19 protein-coding genes are annotated in these 19,596 nt (G+C 67.5%); 5 read left to right on the top strand and 14 right to left on the bottom strand.

All coding sequences use genetic code 11. The features are described from left to right. Positions 1-89: 89 nt before the first annotated feature. Entirely contained in the window at positions 90-914 is an 825-nt protein-coding gene (locus tag ACH13J_RS02730) for a hypothetical protein (protein ID WP_397541773.1), read from the top strand. A 24-nt stretch (positions 915-938) separates the two neighbouring features. On the opposite strand, the gene ACH13J_RS02725 is transcribed toward ACH13J_RS02730, so the two are convergent. The 4 genes from ACH13J_RS02725 to mnmD all read right to left on the bottom strand — a co-directional run bounded on the left by ACH13J_RS02725 (position 939) and on the right by mnmD (position 4,122). Further along, positions 939-2,051, bottom strand: a complete 1,113-nt coding sequence (locus ACH13J_RS02725) for a transporter (RefSeq protein ID WP_397541772.1) — start codon at positions 2,049-2,051, stop codon at positions 939-941. Positions 2,052-2,118: 67 nt separating this feature from the next. Next, on the bottom strand, positions 2,119-2,493 hold the full coding sequence (locus ACH13J_RS02720; protein ID WP_397541771.1) for a hypothetical protein: 375 nt from the start codon (positions 2,491-2,493) through the stop codon (positions 2,119-2,121). Positions 2,494-2,578: 85 nt separating this feature from the next. Then, entirely contained in the window at positions 2,579-3,445 is an 867-nt protein-coding gene (locus tag ACH13J_RS02715) for an EamA family transporter (RefSeq protein WP_397541770.1), read from the bottom strand. After that, positions 3,442-4,122, bottom strand: a complete 681-nt coding sequence (gene mnmD / locus ACH13J_RS02710; protein WP_397541769.1) for a tRNA (5-methylaminomethyl-2-thiouridine)(34)-methyltransferase MnmD — start codon at positions 4,120-4,122, stop codon at positions 3,442-3,444. The genes ACH13J_RS02715 and mnmD overlap by 4 nt, the downstream gene beginning before the upstream one ends. An 80-nt stretch (positions 4,123-4,202) precedes the next feature. Here mnmD and ACH13J_RS02705 point away from each other — a divergent pair, with 80 nt between their 5' ends. Further along, positions 4,203-5,240 (top strand): FAD-dependent oxidoreductase, encoded by a 1,038-nt coding sequence (locus ACH13J_RS02705; RefSeq protein ID WP_397541768.1) that lies wholly within the window; start codon positions 4,203-4,205, stop codon positions 5,238-5,240. Between the two features lie 14 nt (positions 5,241-5,254). Then, complete coding sequence (locus ACH13J_RS02700) at positions 5,255-5,875, top strand: hypothetical protein (protein ID WP_397541767.1); 621 nt, start codon at positions 5,255-5,257, stop codon at positions 5,873-5,875. 7 nt (positions 5,876-5,882) lie between these two features. Here ACH13J_RS02700 and ACH13J_RS02695 read toward each other — a convergent pair whose 3' ends face one another. Beyond that, positions 5,883-6,677: an acyl dehydratase gene (locus ACH13J_RS02695; protein WP_397541766.1), complete on the bottom strand. Its 795-nt coding sequence runs from the start codon at positions 6,675-6,677 to the stop codon at positions 5,883-5,885. A 47-nt stretch (positions 6,678-6,724) separates the two neighbouring features. Between ACH13J_RS02695 and ACH13J_RS02690 the strand changes: the two genes are divergently transcribed. Beyond that, positions 6,725-7,120: a VOC family protein gene (locus ACH13J_RS02690; RefSeq protein ID WP_397541765.1), complete on the top strand. Its 396-nt coding sequence runs from the start codon at positions 6,725-6,727 to the stop codon at positions 7,118-7,120. Between the two features lie 3 nt (positions 7,121-7,123). Here the strand turns inward: ACH13J_RS02690 and amrB are convergent, their stop codons facing one another. Further along, complete coding sequence (gene amrB, locus ACH13J_RS02685) at positions 7,124-8,500, bottom strand: AmmeMemoRadiSam system protein B (protein ID WP_397541764.1); 1,377 nt, start codon at positions 8,498-8,500, stop codon at positions 7,124-7,126. Positions 8,501-8,557: 57 nt separating this feature from the next. On the opposite strand from amrB, the gene amrS reads away from it, so the two are divergent. Continuing rightward, complete coding sequence (gene amrS / locus ACH13J_RS02680; RefSeq protein ID WP_397541763.1) at positions 8,558-9,628, top strand: AmmeMemoRadiSam system radical SAM enzyme; 1,071 nt, start codon at positions 8,558-8,560, stop codon at positions 9,626-9,628. On the opposite strand, the gene ACH13J_RS02675 is transcribed toward amrS, so the two are convergent. From ACH13J_RS02675 to ACH13J_RS02640, 8 genes are all read right to left on the bottom strand, one after another. Next, on the bottom strand, positions 9,621-10,160 hold the full coding sequence (locus tag ACH13J_RS02675) for an NAD(P)H-dependent oxidoreductase (protein ID WP_397541762.1): 540 nt from the start codon (positions 10,158-10,160) through the stop codon (positions 9,621-9,623). The genes amrS and ACH13J_RS02675 overlap by 8 nt on opposite strands. A 130-nt stretch (positions 10,161-10,290) precedes the next feature. Then, the gene (locus ACH13J_RS02670) at positions 10,291-11,196 is read right to left on the bottom strand and encodes a LysR substrate-binding domain-containing protein (protein WP_397541761.1); all 906 of its coding nucleotides are present in this window, start codon (positions 11,194-11,196) and stop codon (positions 10,291-10,293) included. A 162-nt stretch (positions 11,197-11,358) separates the two neighbouring features. Beyond that, complete coding sequence (locus ACH13J_RS02665) at positions 11,359-13,386, bottom strand: FAD-dependent oxidoreductase (RefSeq protein WP_397541760.1); 2,028 nt, start codon at positions 13,384-13,386, stop codon at positions 11,359-11,361. Between the two features lie 85 nt (positions 13,387-13,471). Further along, positions 13,472-13,897, bottom strand: a complete 426-nt coding sequence (locus ACH13J_RS02660) for a c-type cytochrome (RefSeq protein WP_397541759.1) — start codon at positions 13,895-13,897, stop codon at positions 13,472-13,474. A 96-nt stretch (positions 13,898-13,993) separates the two neighbouring features. Continuing rightward, entirely contained in the window at positions 13,994-16,027 is a 2,034-nt protein-coding gene (locus tag ACH13J_RS02655) for an oxidoreductase (RefSeq protein WP_397541758.1), read from the bottom strand. A 4-nt stretch (positions 16,028-16,031) separates the two neighbouring features. Further along, a complete protein-coding gene (locus tag ACH13J_RS02650; protein WP_397541757.1) occupies positions 16,032-16,898 on the bottom strand; it encodes a branched-chain amino acid aminotransferase in 867 nt (288 codons plus the stop codon). An 82-nt stretch (positions 16,899-16,980) separates the two neighbouring features. Next, positions 16,981-18,009: an agmatine deiminase family protein gene (locus tag ACH13J_RS02645; RefSeq protein WP_397541756.1), complete on the bottom strand. Its 1,029-nt coding sequence runs from the start codon at positions 18,007-18,009 to the stop codon at positions 16,981-16,983. A gap of 157 nt (positions 18,010-18,166) precedes the next feature. Continuing rightward, on the bottom strand, positions 18,167-19,507 hold the full coding sequence (locus tag ACH13J_RS02640; protein ID WP_397541755.1) for a hypothetical protein: 1,341 nt from the start codon (positions 19,505-19,507) through the stop codon (positions 18,167-18,169). Positions 19,508-19,596 lie beyond the last annotated feature (89 nt).

Genomic DNA, 19,596 nt, shown 5'->3' with positions numbered 1-19,596 from the left:
GTTGTCATTGTTCGCGACTTTCGCGACGGCGTGATCGGTTCCAAGTTCGCCTATGAAGGCTGTTTCATCGCGGAATTGAGATCGTCGCTTTGCCTTGCGCGCCGCCGCGTTTCGCCACGCGGCTGACCCTGCCCGACCCCATCGGGCTGACGGGGGACATGCTGGCCGCGCTCGACCGGCTGGTGCCACGGCTGTGCGGGCTTTTGCGTGACAAGGGCCGCGGGGCGCGCCGGGTGCGCCTGCAGGCCTGGCGCGTGGACGATACGATGCAGTGGATCGAGGCGGGGCTGGCCCGTGCCGCCGACGTGCCCGACCGCATCCGCCCCCTGTTGGCCCACAGGGTGGACGAGATCGAGGCGGGTTTTGGTATCGAGATGCTGCGGCTGGAGGCGGTGCAGACCGAACCGCTGCATCACCGTCCCATGACGGGCCACATGGAGGCGGCCGAGCACGCGCGTGCGCGCCGCGACCGGGGCATGGCGGTGGAGGACCTGATCGGCCGGATCGGCGGGCGCATCGGCATGGAGGCGATCACCCGCCGTCACCCGGTCAGCAGCCATATCCCTGAAAAAACGGCGCAAGTTCTGGCCGCGGCGTGGTCGGGGCCGGCGGATGGCTGGCCGGCCCCGCCGGCCCCTCGCCCCCTGCTCATCTGGCGGCCGGAACCGGTGATGGCCCCCGATCGTCCGCGCCTGTCGTCCGAGTTCCGGTGGCGCGGGCGCACGCATCGGCTGGCCGCCGCGCGAGGGCCCGAGCGCATCGCCCCGGAATGGTGGCTGGACGAACCCGACTGGCGCAGCGGCGTGCGCGATTACTGGCAGGTGACCACCGAGGGGGGCGAGGCGCTGTGGCTCTTTTACGCCCACGGTGCCGCCAAGAGTTCGGGCTGGTTCTGCCAGGGCCGGTTCGCATGACGCGCCAGCCCCGGCATCCGCCGCTCAGAACGGCTTGCGCCACGCCAGCGTGAGCGACCAGTCGCGCTTGAGCTGGACGCCGTTGACATGCTGGTAGACAGGCACGCCCAGCTCCAGGCCGATCTTGTGCCCTCTCAGCGGGCCGTCCTGCGGCGAGAAATCCGCCGCCGCATAAAGGGCGACGCTCTGGCCGCCGTAGTTGAGCGGGTCGGCCCCTTGCGTTGGCATCACGATGGCCGGGTCGATGCCGTCTATGTGGCCCGCGCTCCGTGCCTCGATCCGGCCTGAAAGGCTGACCCAGTCGGCCGTCCTGTGGCTGATCCACGTCGTGGCGGTGGCCGCGTTGCCCAGCGTGTATCCCTCCTCGTTGCTGCCGAGCCGGAGCGTGGCGGAAAGCTGGCCGCCCCAGTTGAGCCGCCCGCGGCCGTCCTGCCATGTCAGGGCAGGGTGCAGGTCGAACGTGCCCGAGCCAAGCTGCATTCCGTACGCCATCCGCCCAATCATGATCCTGCCGGACGGTGACAGCATCGGGCCGGTTTCCGTGATCGATCCGGTTGGCAGGCTAAGCCCCAGGCCCAGAAGCAGGCTGCGCCGTCCCTGCCTGATCGCGCGATAGCGTGCCGACAACCTGACATCGCCCCAGCCCTCGGAGTCCATGCCGTTCGCGCCGAGGACGGTCGGACCGACTGGCCCGGCGAAGGTGAGCGACGTCATGGATTTCCTGATCCACGGCGCCATCGCACCGACAGTCAGGCGATCGGTCACGCCGTACATGGCCCCCACCATGTGCATGGTGCCCGTCATCTCGGTCGGCACGACCCGCAGGGTGGGCGGTTGGCCCGGCCGGCCGGAGAATCGGTTGGGCACCGTCGTGGCGATGAAGGTCGGGTCGAGATCGGTCGTGCCGGCCCTGTTGCCGCCCATGGCCATGTGCCCGGCGCGATAGGTCAGCACGAACTTGCCCTCCGGCAGGATGTGCCGCCCTTTCACGCCGACGGGACCGTGCATGTGATGACGCATGCCGCCCATCCCGCCGCCGGGTTGCGACATGTTCGATTCCATCGGCATTTCGGCCGAGGCCGTATTGCCGATCAGCCCGGCGCCGAGCACCAGGGCGAAAATCATTCGGGTTTTCATTGGTCTGTCCCTTTTTTCGGGTCCCCTCGCATGAGGCCCGGTATCTGACGTGTTCGATTCGAGAGGGTCAGGCCGAAAGGGGAGGCGCACGCGCCGGGTTGCCCGGGACCGTGCGTGCCGGAACATGCGCGGTGAACGGGACGGGCTGGAGACGGCCGGTCCGCCCGGTCCGCGCCATGGGTATGGCCGGAACGGGATCGGCCAGCGCCAGCGTTATGCCCAGAAACGGGCAGGTGTCGGCGGCCGGTGCGTCCGGTTCCACCGGCGTGCCGTCGAACGAGACGTAATGGATCTGCCCGCCCGAGCATATCGCGATCAGCCCCGGCTGCGGCGCGGCCACCACGAGCGGCGCCGCGATCACGCGCAGGGCCACGATCACTGCCAGCAGCAGCGACACGATGCCCCCTGTCAGGTGCCGGGGCTGCCGAAGGCGTGCGAACATGTCCACGGTGGTTTCTATTCCCGTCCCTGTCGCCCTTGTGGCGGGGTCAGGTGGCAAGCGAAAGCGGAAAAAGTGCCGCAGCCGGTCATTTGGCGCGCCGCTCGCGCCACAGCGCGAAGAGCCCGGCCCCGACGATGAGCGCCGCCCCCGCCGCGACGTTTGGCCGGATCGTTTCGTCGAACACCAGGATCCCGAGCGTGCTGGCAAAGACGAGCTGGAAATACGCGAAGGGCTGCACCGCGCTGGCCTCGGCCAGTTCGTAGCACTTGATGAGGGTGAAATGCCCAAGCGCCCCGGTCACACACAATGCCCCCATCCATGCCCAGTCGGTCCCGGTCATCGGTTCCCAGAACCACACGCCCACGGCGGTCATGGCCACCATGCCGACCGTCCCTGTCCAGAAGAAGCTGGTCGCGGCGCTGTCCCGCAGGCCGACGTAACGCGTCAGCAGACCGTAGAGCGCGAACATCAGCGCAGCGATGAGCGGCACCACGGCCTCGGGCTGGAACACGCCGAACCCCGGTTCGAGGATGATGGTCACCCCGACGAAGCCCACGGCGATGGCCGCCCACCGGCGCCAGCCTACCCGTTCACCCAGCACCGGGCCCGAAAGCGCGGCGATAAGCAGGGGGTAACAGGCAAAGACGGCGTGGCTCTCCACCAGCCCCAGCAGGGTGAAGCCCAACACCATGACGCAGATCTCCGCCACCAGCAGCACGCCGCGAAACGCCTGAAGCCAGGGGATCGACGTGGCCGCCGCCGCGCGGATGCCGCCCGCCTTGCGCCCGGCCACCGTGATCACGAAGGCTGCAAAGAACCAGTACCGGATCATCACCACCATGTAGACGTTGTATTCGCCGGCTAGATGGCGCGAGATGCCGTCCTGCACCGCGAAGATGAAGGTGGTGGTCAGCATCAGAAGGATGCCGGCGCGCGTGCTCTGATCGGTCATGCGGGTCCTTTCACGGCGCGTGTCATGTGCCGTTTCCGGCCATAGCCCGGGCTCCGCGTGACTTCAAATCCCGCCGCCGCCAGACCGCGACGCACCCCACCGGCCGCCGTGTAGGTGGCCACGGTTCCGCGCGGTTTGGTGTGCGCGTACACCTCCGACATCAGGGCGGGTTCCCAAAGCTCGGGGTTGCGGGCCGGGGAAAAGCCATCGAGGAACCATGCGTCGGCGGCGCCGCCCCATCGCGGCAGGGTCTCGCGCGCATCGCCAGTGACCAGACGAAAGCGCAGGTCCGACAGGATGATCTCGTCGCGGCCCCAGTGCGGTGCGAGTTCCGCGGCCAGGAGCGCCAGCGCCGGAAACGCGGCCTGCGCGCGCATCAGCTGCGGCGGGGCCATCGGGTAGGCCTCGAAACTTGTGTAGCGCAACACGCCCGCTGTGCCGTTGTTGCGCCAGAGGGCAAGCGCAGCCAACAGGTTCAGCCCCGTGCCGAAACCCAGCTCCGCGACATGGAACCCGTCGGTGAACCTGTCGGGCAGTCGATTGCCGTCGAGAAACACGTGCGCCGTTTCGGCGAGCCCGTCCTCGAGGCTGAAATACGGGTCGTCGAAACGGCGCGACACGGGCACATCGCCGTTGCGCCAGGCTATGTCGGCTTGCCCTTCTGTGTCGTCGCACATTGTCCCTGCCCCCCGCGTGCCGATATACATGCAGGTCCCGCCATGCGATAGGGCGGGTGACACTGCAAGGGAGAGCGGCCATGGAGCGGCCGGACATCACCGTTCTCGGCGCGGGCATTTTCGGGCTGTCCATCGCCTGGAGCTGCCTGAAGAGGGGTGCGCGCGTCCAGGTGATAGACCCGCATGGCCCGGGCGCCGGCGCTTCGGGTGGTGTCGTGGGGGCGCTTGCCCCGCACGTGCCCGAGAACTGGAACGACAAGAAGGCGTTCCAGCTTGACAGCTTGCTGATGGCCGGGAAGTTCTGGGCCGGGGTCGAGGCGGCCTCGGGGATCTCGCCCGGCTATGCCCGGCTGGGCCGTTTGCAGCCGGTGGTGGACGACCGCGCGTTGGAACTGGCCCGCATCCGGGCAGAGGCCGCGCGGGATCTCTGGCAGGGCCGCGCCGTCTGGGAGGTGGTGGCCCCCCCGTGCGATGGCTGGACGCCGGCCACACCGACGGGGTTCGTGATCCGTGACACGCTTTCGGCGCGGCTGCACCCGCGCCGCGCCTGCCAGTCCCTCGCCGGGGCGCTGCGCGCCGGCGGGGCGATGATCTTGCGCGAGGGCGCGCCCGTCGGCCGGGTGGTCCACGCTACCGGTGTTGCCGGACTCCGGGAACTTTCGGAGCATGCAGGGCGCACGGTGGGCGGCGCGGTCAAGGGGCAGGGGGCCTTGCTGCATTTCGCGGCAGCTGACAGCCCGCAGATATTCGCGGATGGCATCCACATCGTTCCGCACGCCGACGGTACGACGGCGGTGGGGTCCACCTCGGAGCGTGACTTCGATGCGCCAGACACGACCGACGCGCAGCTTGACGAGGTGATCGACCGCGCCATGCGGGCGGTTCCGGTTCTGCACGGCGCGCGCGTGGTGGAGCGTTGGGCCGGCCTGCGCCCCCGGTCCCGGTCGCGTGCGCCCATGCTGGGGCCGCACCCGCTGCACGAGGCCGAGTTCATTGCCAACGGGGGGTTCAAGATCGGGTTCGGCATGGCGCCAAAGATAGGGCAGGTCATGGCGGATCTGCTGCTGGAAGGGCATGACACGATCCCCGACGGCTTCCGCCCCGGGGCATCGCTGTAAGGGGGCGCGATGTCATGATGCCGCGCCTTGCGATCGTGCTGGTTGTCGCTCTCGCCGCGCCTGCGGCGCGGTCGGATGTCTCCGCCCCGGCACGTGACGGCACCCCGAGGGTCTGGATCGCACTTTCCGGCGAGAGGCTGTCGCTCGACGGGGTTGAATACCGCCTGCGCGGCGTGACCTGCCCGAACCCCGGGACCATGGCAGGGCGGCAGGCGAAGGCGCTGCTCAACACCTTCCTGCGGGGTGGACATGTCGTTTGCGACCTGCGCGGGACAACCGCGTCCTGCGCAAAGGAAGGGCGCGACGCCGCGGCCGGTCTGGTCGCCAGCGGCCTCTGCGAGCCGCGCGTGGCGCCGGAACCCCCGGGCGCGGGGCGGACCGTCATGCGCGGGGGGCGGGTTTCCCCCCGCCGCCCCGACAGTGCCACGGAACGCAGGCAGGCCTGTGATCCCGTCGGTCCCGGGGTGCGCTTCCGGTCCGTTGCACGCGCGTTTGCATGCTCTGCCGGTGTGCCGTTCAGCCTGTGCGAAGGCGTGAACGGCCTGCGCAGGGCGGGCCGGATCGTCGCGCCATCGGGGCGTTACCGCGCGACCGGGGATATCGCACCGTCCTACCGGCCCTTCGACTGTCCGTAGCGGTGTTTCATCCGGCGGTCGCGGTCATGCATTGCCGCCCGTCCGGCCCCCGGACCCAGGCGGTGCCATCTGCTTTCCAGCACAGCGTGGCAGCCTCGGAATGCATCAGGGGCGCCGTGGCGCGGAAATCGAATGTTCTTAGCCGCCCGAGCTGCCGTTCGGCCATGAGCATCAGAAGCTGCGCCAGAAGCGGGCCGTGAACGACGAGACCGGCATAGCCCTCCACCTGCCGCGCATAGTCGATGTCGTAATGGATGCGATGCCCGTTGAAGGTCAGCGCCGAGTAGCGAAACAGCGTGGTGGTGTCGAACGTGACGGTTTCGGACGTGTCCTCGTCGGCCGGCGCGGCCTGCGGCACGGGCGGTGTGGCACCGGGATCGGGGTCCTCCTGGTAGACCAGATCCTGCAACTCGGTCAGCGCGCGGCGGTCCCCCTGATGGATCTCGTGGCGCAGCGTGACGAAGCCGAGGGCGCCGCTGCGCCCCTGCTTCCTGGCGGTCTTTTCCACCTGCGTGATGCGCCGGGCCGGCACCCCGGCCAGTAGGGGCGACTCGAAGCGCAGCTGGCCGCCTGCCCACATCCGCCGCGGCAATCCCATGTCGGGTATCATGCCGCCAACGCTGGGGTGACCGTCGCGCCCAAGACGGCGGGGCGGTTGCGGATCCCAGAAATAGAGTTGGTGAAAGAAGGGCGGCATCGGGTCGCCGTCCTCCAGCGTTGGATCCTGGCCCAGAGTGGCCTGCATCGCGCGGGCGCGGGTCACGTCGAGGCGGTCGGTCAGGGATTGCGCGGTGCCTGTCATGCGGGCAGGGTAAGCGGGACCGTGATCCGCCACAATCCGCAAATCCCGTGCCGCGTCTTCGATCCCTCGACCATCTTGTGCTGACCGTGCGCGACATCGCCGCCACGCTCGCGTTCTACCGCGATGTCCTTGGCATGGAGCCGGTGACGTTCACCCCGGCCGGCGGCACCCCCCGCCACGCCCTGCGGTTCGGCGCGCAGCAGATCAACCTGCACCAGGCGGGGGCGGAGTTCCTTCCGCGGGCGGCGGCGCCGGGGCCCGGCAGCGCCGATCTGTGCTTTCTCAGCGATGCGCCGCTGGCCGACTGGCAGGCGCATCTGGCCACCTGCGGGATCGCGGTCGAGGAAGGACCGGTTCCGCGCGCCGGGGCGACGGGGCCGATCACCTCGCTCTACCTGCGCGACCCGGACGGGAACCTGATCGAGATATCCAACCCGGTGTGAGGGTCAGGCCGGCTCGCCGAAGCTCTCGGCGCTGAAACGCTCGAACGTCAGCGTATCGCTCCAGTGGCCGGGGGGCAGCCCAGCCTTCTGCTTGAGCGCGGTGACGAAATCCCGCGGGTCCGGCAGGCTGTCCCAGACCATCGGGAGGAAAACCCCGCGACGCGGACCATCCGACAGCACGAGCCCGTCCCGGCCCGGGGACAGCCGCGACAGCAGGTCGGTCTCGGTCCTGACACGCAAGGGGGCCGCCGGCGACAGAGTGGCGATCTTGAGGGTCACCCGCTCCAGCTCGTCCGCGGCCATAGGGGCGAAACGCGGGTCGTGGAAACCGGCCTTGAGCGTGTTGTCCACCACGTCCGTGACAAGTGGCTGACGCGGCACGAGCGAGCCGATGCATCCCCGCAATGCGCCGTCCTTGAGAAGAGTCACGAAGGCCGCGCCGTGGCCTTGCAAGGGATGGCCGAAATCCCCAACCGCGACCGATGTCGAGGCGCCCCCGGACAGACGCGCGGCGAGTGCCTGCCGCCCGGCCCGCAAGAGGGCGGCGCGATGCTCGTCGCCAAGAATCTCGTCCCTGCCGGTGTAGAGCGCCCATGCCCCGTACCCCACCGTTCGCGACGTGTCGCCGGTCACCTCTGCGCTGTTTGCCATGCCGAGCCGCTGCACGCGCAGACCGCGGCCGAAACCCGATTCCATGAACCCGCGGATCGCCGTGGCGCCGCAGGCATGCGCGCCGCCGATCCGATCATGATCGCCCGTTTCGATCAGGCGGGCGGTTTCCGCGTCATGCGCGTGCGCTGCGTCCCGCGTCAGGAAATGGCTCAGATCGCTGGACAGCACGAAGAGCGGCGGCGCCGTGTCCATGCCCGTCAGCGCGTCGACGATCTGCGCGACCTGTCCCGGCGCGGCACGCCCGATGACAAGGGGCACGACCATGGCGTCCGGATGCAGGGCATTCAGAAAGGGCAGCTGCGTTTCCACGCCATGCTCGCGGTCATGCGCGGCATCCTCGACATGGGCGAGACCGCGATCCGCCAGCGCACGCCGCGCGGCGGCGTCTATCCGGACATCGAACCCCGGCATGGCGTAACGGTCCTGCGACGGCATGGCGACGCCTTCGAAGGCGTGTTGGTGCGCTGGCGACAGCACCACGACCTGCCCCGGCGCCGCGTCGCGGCTTGCGGCCCACGCGGCGCCGGCCAAGCGCCCCGAAAAGGGATAGCCGGCATGCGGTGAAATGATGGCCCTTGGCGCAGCCGCGCCGGGCGCGGCCCCCGCGAGATAGCCCTTGACGGCCTCTTCCAGCTTTTCAGCGGTGGCTGGAAAGAACCGCCCGGCAACGGCCGGGTAGCGGGTCGATATGCGTGATGGTCTGTTCATTGTCTCGAGCGATACCTACATAGGAACGGACTATGGCGAAACAAAGCCCGGATTCGAATGCACCCTGCACGATACTGGACCAAGGAGGTCGACGGCCGCCTGAAATGCACCCTCTGCCCCCGTTTTTGCACCCTGCGCGACGGGCAGCGCGGCATGTGCTTCGTGCGGATGCGGCAGGGCGACGGCATGGTGCTTGACACCTATGGCCGCTCTACCGGTTTCTGCATCGACCCGATCGAGAAAAAGCCGCTCAACCATTTCCTGCCGGGAACGCCCGTGCTGAGTTTCGGAACGGCGGGCTGCAACCTCGCCTGCAAGTTCTGCCAGAACCACGAGATTTCCAAGAGCCGCGAGGTGGACAGCCTCGCCCACGAGGCAAGCCCCGAAACCATCGCCGGTGTGGCAGCGGGGCATGGCTGCGCCTCGGTCGCGTTTACCTATAACGATCCGGTGATCTTTCACGAGTACGCGCTCGACACCGCCCAGGCCTGCCGCGAGGCAGGGGTCAGGACGGTCGCAGTAACGGCCGGTTATGTCTGTGATGCGCCGCGGCGGGAATTCTTTCCCGCCATGGACGCTGCCAATATCGACCTCAAGGGGTTCACCGCGGAGTTCTATCGCAAACTCACGGGATCGGACATTGCGCCGGTATTGGAAACCATCGCGTACGCCGTGCACGAAACCGATTGCTGGGTCGAGTTGACGACCCTGCTGATCCCCGGCGAGAACGACGGCGATGCCGAGATCGAGGAATTGAGCCGGTGGGTGCTGGAAAGCTGCGGCGCGGATGTTCCGCTGCACTTCACCGCGTTCCATCCCGACCACAAGATGCTGTCGCACCAGCGAACGCCGGTCGAGACGCTGCTGCGCGCCCGTCGGATCGCGCGCGCCGCGGGGTTGAACCATGTCTATATCGGCAACGCGCATCACGCGCCGGCGCAGTCGAGCTATTGCAGCGGCTGCGGGGAAATGGTGATCGGGCGCGATTGGCATGAATTGTCGGAATGGCGGCTCGGCACGACCGGCGCCTGCACTGCCTGCGGCACGTCCTTTCCCGGTGTCATCGCGGGGCCGCCGGGGAACTGGGGCCGCCGCCGCCAAGCCGTGCGCATGGGGGCGCCTAGGTGACGCGCGCGCGCAGCGCGTCCATCTTGTTGCTCAGCACCTTCCGGTAGCGGTCATTGCCCAGATTGCCGTCGGCGTCGAATTCATCTGCCGCGGACGCCACGCACAGCATCGGGCCGGGCAGGATATCGGGCTGCAGCGGCACGAGGCAACTCATCACCATGAACTGCCCGGTCTCGCCGCCCGTGCGCCCTGCATTGGCGGACATCACGACCGTCGGCTTGTTCTTGAAGGTGGCGCCGCTGACCCGGCTGATCCAGTCGAACGCGTTCTTGAGCACGCCCGTGATCCCCTTGTTGTATTCGGGCGAGGAAATCACCACGGCGTCGGCGGCCCTAATCTGCTCCACGAGGGTATGGACCTTTTCGGGGATGCCATGGGCGTCCTCGAGGTCGCCGTCATAGAGCGGCAGGTCCAGGTCGGCCTCTGTCACTTCCGCCGGGCCAAAGGCGCGCACGGCCTCGCGCAGGAGCAAGCGGTTGTAGGATCCTTTCCGCAGCGAGCCGGAAATCGTGAGGAGTTTCGGGTCAGCCATTCGTTTCGTCCCTTTGCCTTCCTTTCCCTCCCATCAATGTGGAGGCGGCAGAGGCAATGGCAACCGCGCACACCGCACAGCGTGTGTGCGATGCCGGTGTCCGTTGGGCATCGGGCCGGTATGACGTGACCTACCAGTCTGTCGGCCCCTTGTCGGCGAAGGCGTCCACCAGAAAGTCGATGAACGCGCGCACCTTGGGCTGCGTGAAGCGGCCGGGCGGGTAGACGGCGTAGATGCCCTGTACCTCGTAGGGCAGATCCGGGATGACGTCGACGACCTGCTCGTCCTTCATCGCCTGCGCGTAGAGGAAACTGGGAAGGTAGGCGATACCAAGGCCGGAAATCGCGGCGTTCAGCAGGGACTGCCCGTCGTTGACCGACAGGCCGCCGGCGGTCCTCACCTGCCGCTTTTCGCCAGACGGGGCCGTGAGTTTCCACACCGAGCCGCCGGATTGGCTCGAATAATGCAGCAGCTTGTGCTCGTTGAGGTCATCGATCTTGGACGGACGGCCGTATTTCTGGATGTAGGCGGGGCTGGCGATCATGCGCTTGGTCGTTTCGGTGAGCTTGCGTGCGCGCAGCGTGCTGTCCTCCAGCTCGCCGATGCGGATCGCCATGTCGAAGCCTTCCGAGATCAGTTCGACATAGCGGTTGTTGAGCACCATGTTGACGGTGATGTCGGGATAGTCGGCAAGGAAGTGGCCTATGATCGGGCTGAGATGGTTCACCCCGAAATCAGTGGCCACGGAAATGCGCAGCAGGCCCGACGGGTCGGACTGCATCGAACTGACCAGCGCGTCGGCCTCGCCCGCATCGTTGAGAACCCGAAGGGCACGGTCATAGTAGGCCAGTCCGATCTCGGTGGGGCTGACTCGCCGGGTCGTGCGGTTCAGCAACCGCGCCCCGAGCCGCGCCTCGAGCGACGAGACGTGCTTGGAGACAGCGGATTTCGAAATTCCCATCTTGCGCGCCGCGTCGGTAAACCCGCCTTGGTCCACCACGGTCGCAAATGCCTCCATCTCGGTCAGGCGATCCATACTCGATACCTCTGTGCGTGTCGAACTTGGGCGGTTATCCCGCCAAATTCGGGCACAACTGCGGCGGCTGACCGACAATATCTGGGTTTTCCTTTGCATCGTTCGTGACACGGAAACGGTGGCGCCGCGCGCGCCGCCGTAAACATGATGCGGCCTGCCGGGTCACAGCATGGCGGCCACGCGCGTGCCCTGGTCGATGGCGCGCTTGGCGTCCAGTTCGGCCGCGACATCGGCGCCCCCGATCACGTGCACGTCGCGCCCCGCGGCTTCGAGCGCGTCCGCCAAGGACCGTTCGCTCAGCTGCCCGGCGCACAGCACCACGGTGTCCGCCTCGATCAGGCGGGGGTTTTCCCGCGACTCGCCGAAGCTGATGTGCAGCCCGTCGGCGTCGATGCGTTCGTAGTTGACGCCGGGGATCATCTCGACCTGTTTCATCCGTAGCGACAACCGGTGGATCCAGCCCGTCGTCTTGCCAAGCCGCTTGCCCGGTCGTTCGGCCTTGCGCTGCAACAGCGTGACCTGCCGGGCGGGGGGGTCGGGCCGCGGGCCTTCGGGGCACAGGCCGCTGCGGTGCCGGGCCGGATCGCACACGCCCCATTCCGCCTGCCATTCATCCAGTTTCACCGTCGGGCTTGTTCCCTCGTGGACAAGGAATTCCGCCACGTCGAACCCGATGCCGCCGGCGCCGACGATTGCCACGCGGGGTCCGACCGGGGCCTTGCCGCGCAGGACATCCGCGTAGCTGAGCACGTTGTCGCCGTCCTGCCCGGGGATGCCCGGATCGCGCGGCAGAACCCCGGTGGCGACGATCACCTCGTCGAAGCCGTCGAGCCGTGCCGGCGTCACGTCCTGCCCCAGCTTCAGGCGTATCCCGTGTTCGGCCATCATCGTTTCGTACCATGACACGAGGCCGTGGAATTCCTCCTTGCCGGGGATCTCGCGCGCCATGTTGAGCTGGCCGCCGATCCGCGTGTCGCGGTCGAAAAGCGTCACGTCATGGCCACGCGCTGCCGCCGTCATCGCCGCCGACAACCCCGCCGGGCCGGCGCCGACGACGGCGACCGTCTTGGCCGCGGCGGCGGGTGTTATCGTCAGTTCCGTCTCGTGACAGGCGCGCGGGTTCACGAGGCACGTGGAAATCTTGCCGCTGAAGGTATGGTCGAGACAGGCCTGGTTGCAGGCGATGCAGGGGGCGATCGTGTCGGCGCGGCCTTCCATCGCCTTCTTCACGAACTCCGCATCGGCGAGAAAGGGGCGGGCGAGATTGACCATGTCGGCCGTGCCCGAGGCGATGATGTCCTCGGCAAGTTCCGGCGTGTTTATCCGGTTGGATGCGATGACCGGAATGCCAACCTTTCCCATCAGCTTGCCCGTCACCCAAGTGAAGGCCCCGCGCGGAACCGAGGTGGCGATGGTCGGCACCCGCGCCTCGTGCCAGCCGATGCCGGTATTGATGATCGACGCGCCGGCGCGCTCGACCTCCTGCGCCAGCCGGATCACCTCGTCGAAGGTCGAGCCGTCTGGCACGAGGTCGATCATCGACAAACGGTAGATCAGGATGAAATCCGCGCCGACCGCGGCGCGGGCGCGGCGCACCACCTCCAGCGGCAGGCGCATCCGGTTTTCATAGGAGCCGCCCCAGCGATCCGTCCGCTGGTTGGTGTGTTTCACGAGGAACTGGTTGAGGAAATACCCCTCCGACCCCATGATCTCGACCCCGTCATATCCGGCCTCGCGCGCGCGGGCCGCCGCGGTGACGATGTCGCTTATCTGTTTCTCGATGCCGTCCTCGTCCAGCTCTTTTGGCGGAAAGGGCGAGATCGGGGATTTGACGGGGCTTGGACCAACGCAGTCCGGGCTGTAGGCGTAGCGGCCCGCGTGCAGAACCTGCATCGCGATCCGCCCGCCGGCATCGTGCACGCGGTCGGTGACGACGCGATGGTTCGCGATATCCTCGGCGGTGTAAAGACCCGCCGCGCCGGGAAACACGCCGCCCTCGGGGTTGGGTGCCATGCCGCCGGTGACCATCAGCCCGACATCCGCGCGGGCGCGCGTGGCGTAGAACTCGGCGACGCGGTTCCAGTCCTTCGTTTCCTCCAGCCCGGTGTGCATCGACCCCATCATGACGCGGTTCTTCAGCGTCACGTGGCCCAGGTCGAGCGGGGCGAGCATGTGGGGATATCGGGTCATTCAGGCCTCCGTCTTTGCGGAGGCATGATGGAGCGTGAAGCGTCCCTTGTCACCCGGAACGCCGCGTTAGCCGGGCGCGTTCGCGCTACTCCTGAAGCGATTCGACGTAATAGGTCAGCGCGAGCTTGCGCGCCTCGATCACCTCTTCGCCCATGATACCGGGGTAGTCGCTTCCAGATACGGCTTCCCGGCGGAAAACACTGCCCCAGACGGGCATCTTGATGCCGTGCGCCTGAACCTCGCGCTCGCCGCTGATCGTGGTATAAACCAGCTCGAACGGAAAGACGCCGCCGTTCATCTCCGACAGCTTGCGCAGGCTCGGCGGAGCCGCGTTGAACAGCGCCGCCACGGCCCCGTCGCCCTTGCCCGTCGGGCCATGGCAGGCCACGCAGTTCTCCTCGTAAAGGCGCTTTCCGAACGCCGTTTCCTGCGCCGTGACAGACGACGCGACGACCAGCGCGACAGACGAAAGCGCCGCGATGCGCGTGATTGCATCAATTCGAGGTGTCATGGCCGAACTCCAGTCTCCTGACCAAGCCTGTCTTCAAGGCTAGGAAACGAATGGATAACCGGCATTAACCCACGGCAAGCCGCGTCGTGCGCGGCGTCAAATGTCCTTCGCCAGCCTGAGCGCATCGTAGATCGCGGCGTGGGTGTTGCGGGATGCGACCGCGTCACCGATGCGGTAGAGACGAAAGCCCCCCGGACCGCCGGAGAGGGTCTGCGGCGCGCCCGCGACGAGCGCCTCGTAATCGACCGCGCCGAGGTTCTCGGACAATGGCTTGAGCTCGAAATAGAGGTCGTCCAGCGGGGTGATCCCGTGGTTGACCACCACCTGGTCCACCTCCCGCGCGCGCCGCTCCTCGGTGTAATCCGATCCCACGACCGCCTTCAGCCGGTTGCCGTCGCGTTCCACCCCGAGAAGGCGCCACGTGACCGTGAAGGTCACGTCCCGTGCCTGTAGCTTGCGCACGAAAGGCACGAAGGTGATCCCGGCCACCTCGGGCGAGGTGGCCTGATAGGGGCTCATGACCTCGACATTGGCGCCGGACTCGGCCAGCTTCTCAGCCGCCTGCAGCGCGGCGAAATCACCCGCGTCGTCAAAGACCAGGACGTTCTGGCCCGGTTTGGCATCGCCCGACAGGATGTCCCATGTGGACACCACGAGCTCTCCGCCCGTTTCCAGCGTATCGGTGTTGGGCAGGCCGCCGGTTGCGAGGATCGCCACGTCGGGGTCCAGCGCCAGAACGTCCTCCTTGCCCGCGAAGGTGTTGTAATGAAAGGCAACGCCGTGTTTCTCGCACTGCGCCACGCGCCAGTCGATGATCCCGCTCATGTCGGCGCGGCTCTTCGTCCGGGCTGTCAGCCGCACCTGTCCGCCCGGGCGGTCGGCGGCCTCGAACACGGTCACGTCATGGCCGCGCTCGGCGGCCACGCGCGCGGCTTCCAGCCCGCCGGGGCCGGCGCCGACCACGACCACGCGCTTGCGTGTCTGTGCCGGGGCGATCTCGTTCGGGATGGTCCGTTCGCGCCCCGTGGCGGGGTTGTGAATGCACAGCGCCGCCTCGCCCTGGTAGATGCGGCCGAGGCAATAGGTCGCGCCCACGCAGGGGCGTATGTCGTCCTCGCGTCCCTCTTCGATCTTCTTCACGATATGTGGCTCGGCGATGTGCGCGCGGGTCATGCCCACCATGTCCAGCAGCCCCTGTGACACCGCGTGCCGCGCGGTGGCGACATCGGCTATCTTGGCGGCATGCAGGGTGGGCAGGCCGACCTCGTGCCGCAGCCGGCCCGCGAAATCCAGATGCGGAGCAGAACGCATGCCCTGAACGGGGATCACGTCGGCCAGCGCGGCGTCGGTGTGGACGCGGCCGCGGATGACGTTGACGAAATCGGCCAGACCCTCGGCCTTGAGCCGGTTGGCAAGGGCGACGCCCTCCTCCACCGGTATGCCGCCGGGGGCGTCCTCGTCCGCGACCATGCGGATTCCGAGGACCAAATCGTCGCCGACCCGCGCGCGGCAGGCGCGCATGACCTCCATGGCAAAGCGGATACGGTTCTCGAAATCTCCGCCCCATGGCGCGCCCTGCGCGTTGGTGAGCTGGCTGATGAATTGATCCATCAGGTGGCCGTAGCATTCGATCTCGATCCCATCGAGGCCGGCATCCCGCATCCGTTCGGCAGCGTCGGCGTAGTCCGCGACGATGCGGGCGATGTCCCAGTCCTCGGCCACCTTCGGAAAAGCGCGGTGTGCCGGCTCCAGTCGCGGCCCGGCCCCCACCGACGGCAGCCAGTCGCCCGTGTCCCACCGTGTCCGGCGGCCCAGATGCGTGAGCTGTATCATCACCTTGCAGCCGTAGTCATGGCAATCGTCGGTGAGCTTGCGCATCCAGCCCACGACCTCGTCGCGATAGGCGAGGATGTTGCCGAAGGCGGGCGGGCTGTCGCGTGACACCACCGCCGAACCCGCGGTCATGGTCAGTGCCACGCCGCCTCGTGCCCGTTCCACGTGGTAGGCACGATAGCGGTCCTTTGGCATGCCGTCCTCGGTATAGGCCGGTTCGTGCGCCGAGATCATCAGACGGTTCTTCAGCGTCAGGTGCCTGAGCTGGTAGGGCTGGAGCAGCGGATCGGCCGACATGGCATCACCTCGTTGACGCGGCCCAGTCCCAGTACATGTCGCGCACGCGCCGCGTGACCGGGCCGACCTGGTATCGGGTTTCATCGAAGGCGGTGATCGGGGTGACCTTCATCATGTTGCCCGACAGGAACACCTCGTCGGCATCATGGAAATCCTCGAAGGTCATCACGGTTTCGTGGACGCGCACGCCGTCGGCGCGCAGGTTCTCGATATGGCGCGCGCGTGTGATGCCCGACAGGAACGTGCCGTTGGGGACGGGCGTGAACACCTCGCCGTCCTTGACGGCGAAGACATTGGCGGTTGCGGCCTCGGCCACGTTACCGAGCGCATCGGCCACCAGCGCGTTGGAAAAGCCCTTGTCGCGTGCCTCGGCCAGCATGCGGGCGTTGTTGGGATAAAGGCAGGCGGCCTTGGCGTTGACCACCGCGTCCTCCAGCACCGGGCGGCGGAAGCGAGTGCGCGTCAGCGTCGCAGCAGCATCGGGCGCGGCCATCGGGATTTCCTCCAGGCTGATGGCAAAGCCTGTCCGGCCGTCCTCCTTGGGAACGATGGCGGACATGCCGCCGTCGATGGCCCAGTACATCGGGCGGATGTAGACAGCCGACTCCTTCGGGTACATCTTTAGCCCCTCGTGGATGATCCCGACCATTTCATCGACGTTCACCGTCGGGGTGACCATCAGCGCCCGGGCCGAGGCGTTGACGCGCGCGCAGTGCTTGTCGAGATCAGGGGTCAGGCCATGCGCATAACGCGCCCCGTCGAACACGTTGCTGCCCAGCCAAGCGCCGTGATCGGCGGCGTTCATGACGGGGATATCCCCCTCGTGCCACGTGCCGTCGAAGTAAGTCTTGATGTTCGTGCCTGTCGGCATCCGTCGCTCTCCCTCGGAATCCCGGCGCAGCCTAGGGCGGGCGCGCGCGGGCGTCCAGCCTCGGTTTCGGGGGGCACGCCCGTCAGCATGCCCCGGTGTCGGGCTCCTGCTGGGTGATGCAATGGATGCCGCCACCGCCCGTGGCCAGAGTGGTGATGTCGACCATGCGGACGCGACGGCCGGGCAGGTGTTCCTCGAACAGTTCGCGCACGAGCCCGTCCTCGGGCAGGTTGTAGCGCGGCACGATCACGCCGTCATTGCACAGATAGGCGTTGACGTAGGAATCGCAGAAATTGTCGCTGTCCGTTTCGAAATCGAAGGCGTCGGGAATGTGCACCAGTTCCAGCGGACGGCCTCGCGCGTCCGTTTGCCCCTCCAGCGCGGCGATGTTCGCGGCATGGATGTCGCGCCACGGATGGTCGGGGCGGTCGTTGCCCTGCACCATGACGAGACCGGGGGCGAGGAACATGGCGATGCCGTCGACATGGCCATCGGTTTCGGTTTCCTCGGCATTCCCGGGCAGCCATATGACCTTGTCGCCGCCGAGCATCTCCTTGAGCTCGCTCTCGATATCCTCGATTGACCAGCCCGGGTTGCGGTTGGCATTGGGAAAGCAGCTTTTCGTGGTCAGGATGGTGCCCTCGCCGTCCACCGCGATGCCGCCGCCCTCGGCGACGAGGCCGGAGTCGAAGCACGGCAGGCCGACGGAGTCGAGAATCGCCCCCGCCACGCTGTCGTCGCCGTCATACGGGCTGTACTTGCCGCCCCACGCCGTGAAGCGGAACGATGCGCCGGCGCGGTGGCCCGCGCCATCGGTCAGGAAACAGGGGCCCGCGTCCCGGGCCCAGCTGTCGTCGATCGGGTGCACGAGCGTTTCAATGTCCGAGCCGAGCATGTCGCGCGCCTCGGCCTCGTCGTCTGCGCGCACGACCATCGTCACCGGTTCGAATTCGCGGACGGCATGGGCCACGTCCGCGTAATTCCGCCGCGTCGCCTGCATGTCCTCCCATACCTCGTCGCGGCAGGGCCACATCATCCATGTGCGCTTGTGCGGCGTCCACTCGGCGGGCATGAAGAAGCCCGATTGCCTTGGCGTAGGTTGGTCCGTCATGACCGCCTCCGTGTCTGTTGCCGCGTTCACCCGCGCAGGAGCCTAGCCGATAGGTGCAGGGGTGACCAGAAGACAGGGGGCGCGTGCAAGAACGGTCCTTTCCTTGCCGCGGCGGGTCGGTGAGTGCGCGCGCCGGCCCGGGCGGCGGCCGCCGGCGTCACTCGATCAGCCGGCGCGCGGATTTCCAAGTTTTCCTGACGGTCGCGCGCAGGTTCGTCTGCCCGTCCCGGTGGGCGCGCGCGTCCTCGGGCGAGACGGGGCCGGTGAGTTCCAGCAAGGTGGCCATCTGCCCGCGCAGCTGGCGCAGCTGGTCTTCGGTCAGGTCCTCGGGCCGTATCCCCTCCAGCGTCTGGATCGCGTTGCGCAGCAGGGCGCTGAGCCGCGAATAACCGATCAGACGGTCCCTGTCGCCCTTGAGCGTGTCTATCAGCGCCATGCTTGCCAGCGCGGTGTCGCGGGCATGTCCGGGGTCGCCGACGATGGAAAGCAACCGCTCGGCGGCGGCCGGTTCAAGCGGCCGGTTCTCGCCCTCGCGCTGGCGTTCGACGATGCCGTGATCCTCGGCAAGCGTGCGCAGCACCCAGTTCTTGATTGCCTGCGGGGCCGGTTCGGTAAAGGGAAAGTAGTGCATGATCTTGCGGTCGAGCCTCTGTCGCGCCTTGATCATCGCGAACCCGATGCGCTGCCACGCATCCGACAGGTGTGGCTTGGGCGTTGCCTCCAGCTGTGCCTGAAGCGCGACGAACGCCTCCTCGTGATCGGCCACGAGCGCGAAGTGACGCGGCTCGCCGATCCAGTCGAGATACTCCTCGGCCAGTGTCAGCTGGGCCAGTTCGCGGTCTATCTCGGCCGGGTCGGTGAAGCGGTAGGCCTCGATCACCGCGTCGCGGTTCATGTCGGTGACGTGCTGGCGCAGCTTCAGTCGGCGGTTGATCCAGCCGTAATCGAGTTTGAGATCGGGGGCCATCTGCAACGCCGCCTCGATGAACTCGATCTGGTGCTCGGTCAGGTCGCCCGGCAGCACGGCGGCCCGGACGCGGGAAAAGCTGTCATACTTGCCGGCGTCCCGGTCCAGCAGATCCCGCATCGCCGCAAGCCGCCGGTTGCCGTTGAGCACCACGCCGTCCTTGCGGATGAGCAGCGGGTCGGTCTGCCGGCCGTAACGTTCCAGCTCCGCGTAGATCGGGCCGCCGGGATCGCGTGCCTTTTCGATCAAAAGGGTGTGCAGCATCGCCTGCACCTCGGCGCTTTCGGCACGCGCCCTGAGGTCGTCGATCGTGGTTTCGCGCTGGCGCGCGGCCTCGGCGAGTTCTGACATCACGCGCCCGTTGTCCGCGCGGTAGACGACCCAGCTCTGGTCGAGCTCGACCACGGGAACCTCGATGTATCCTGTGTCGGCGGGGACGAACTGTGTCACCTCCCCGGCGGTCTCCAGCGCGTGCCGGATCGCCTCGGTCCGGTCCTGTCGCGACGGGACTTGCTGTTCCTGGTCCGTCATCGTGGCCACCCCCGCGCTCGAACGTCACGACTGTAAACCTAGAGACGGTGTGGCGGTGCCGCAAGGTTCGCAGGGCACGCGTACCGTGC

Origin of the sequence: Roseovarius salis, assembly GCF_044472985.1 — a bacterium.
Classification (GTDB): Bacteria; Pseudomonadota; Alphaproteobacteria; order Rhodobacterales; family Rhodobacteraceae; genus Roseovarius; species Roseovarius salis.
The sequence above is the reverse complement of the archived record's forward strand: the minus strand, read 5'-3'. Positions and strand labels throughout refer to the sequence as shown.

Excerpts from the sequence above, each read along its gene's own strand:
- ACH13J_RS02725 (WP_397541772.1), bottom strand. The coding sequence starts at position 2,051 with ATGAAAACCCGAATGATTTTCGCCCTGGTGCTCGGCGCCGGGCTGATC.
- ACH13J_RS02720 (WP_397541771.1), bottom strand. The coding sequence starts at position 2,493 with ATGTTCGCACGCCTTCGGCAGCCCCGGCACCTGACAGGGGGCATCGTG.
- ACH13J_RS02715 (WP_397541770.1), bottom strand. The coding sequence starts at position 3,445 with ATGACCGATCAGAGCACGCGCGCCGGCATCCTTCTGATGCTGACCACC.
- mnmD (WP_397541769.1), bottom strand. The coding sequence starts at position 4,122 with ATGTGCGACGACACAGAAGGGCAAGCCGACATAGCCTGGCGCAACGGC.
- ACH13J_RS02705 (WP_397541768.1), top strand. The coding sequence starts at position 4,203 with ATGGAGCGGCCGGACATCACCGTTCTCGGCGCGGGCATTTTCGGGCTG.
- ACH13J_RS02700 (WP_397541767.1), top strand. The coding sequence starts at position 5,255 with ATGATGCCGCGCCTTGCGATCGTGCTGGTTGTCGCTCTCGCCGCGCCT.
- ACH13J_RS02695 (WP_397541766.1), bottom strand. The coding sequence starts at position 6,677 with ATGACAGGCACCGCGCAATCCCTGACCGACCGCCTCGACGTGACCCGC.
- amrB (WP_397541764.1), bottom strand. The coding sequence starts at position 8,500 with ATGAACAGACCATCACGCATATCGACCCGCTACCCGGCCGTTGCCGGG.
- amrS (WP_397541763.1), top strand. The coding sequence starts at position 8,558 with ATGCACCCTGCACGATACTGGACCAAGGAGGTCGACGGCCGCCTGAAA.
- ACH13J_RS02675 (WP_397541762.1), bottom strand. The coding sequence starts at position 10,160 with ATGGCTGACCCGAAACTCCTCACGATTTCCGGCTCGCTGCGGAAAGGA.
- ACH13J_RS02670 (WP_397541761.1), bottom strand. The coding sequence starts at position 11,196 with ATGGATCGCCTGACCGAGATGGAGGCATTTGCGACCGTGGTGGACCAA.
- ACH13J_RS02665 (WP_397541760.1), bottom strand. The coding sequence starts at position 13,386 with ATGACCCGATATCCCCACATGCTCGCCCCGCTCGACCTGGGCCACGTG.
- ACH13J_RS02660 (WP_397541759.1), bottom strand. The coding sequence starts at position 13,897 with ATGACACCTCGAATTGATGCAATCACGCGCATCGCGGCGCTTTCGTCT.
- ACH13J_RS02655 (WP_397541758.1), bottom strand. The coding sequence starts at position 16,027 with ATGTCGGCCGATCCGCTGCTCCAGCCCTACCAGCTCAGGCACCTGACG.
- ACH13J_RS02650 (WP_397541757.1), bottom strand. The coding sequence starts at position 16,898 with ATGCCGACAGGCACGAACATCAAGACTTACTTCGACGGCACGTGGCAC.
- ACH13J_RS02645 (WP_397541756.1), bottom strand. The coding sequence starts at position 18,009 with ATGACGGACCAACCTACGCCAAGGCAATCGGGCTTCTTCATGCCCGCC.
- ACH13J_RS02640 (WP_397541755.1), bottom strand. The coding sequence starts at position 19,507 with ATGACGGACCAGGAACAGCAAGTCCCGTCGCGACAGGACCGGACCGAG.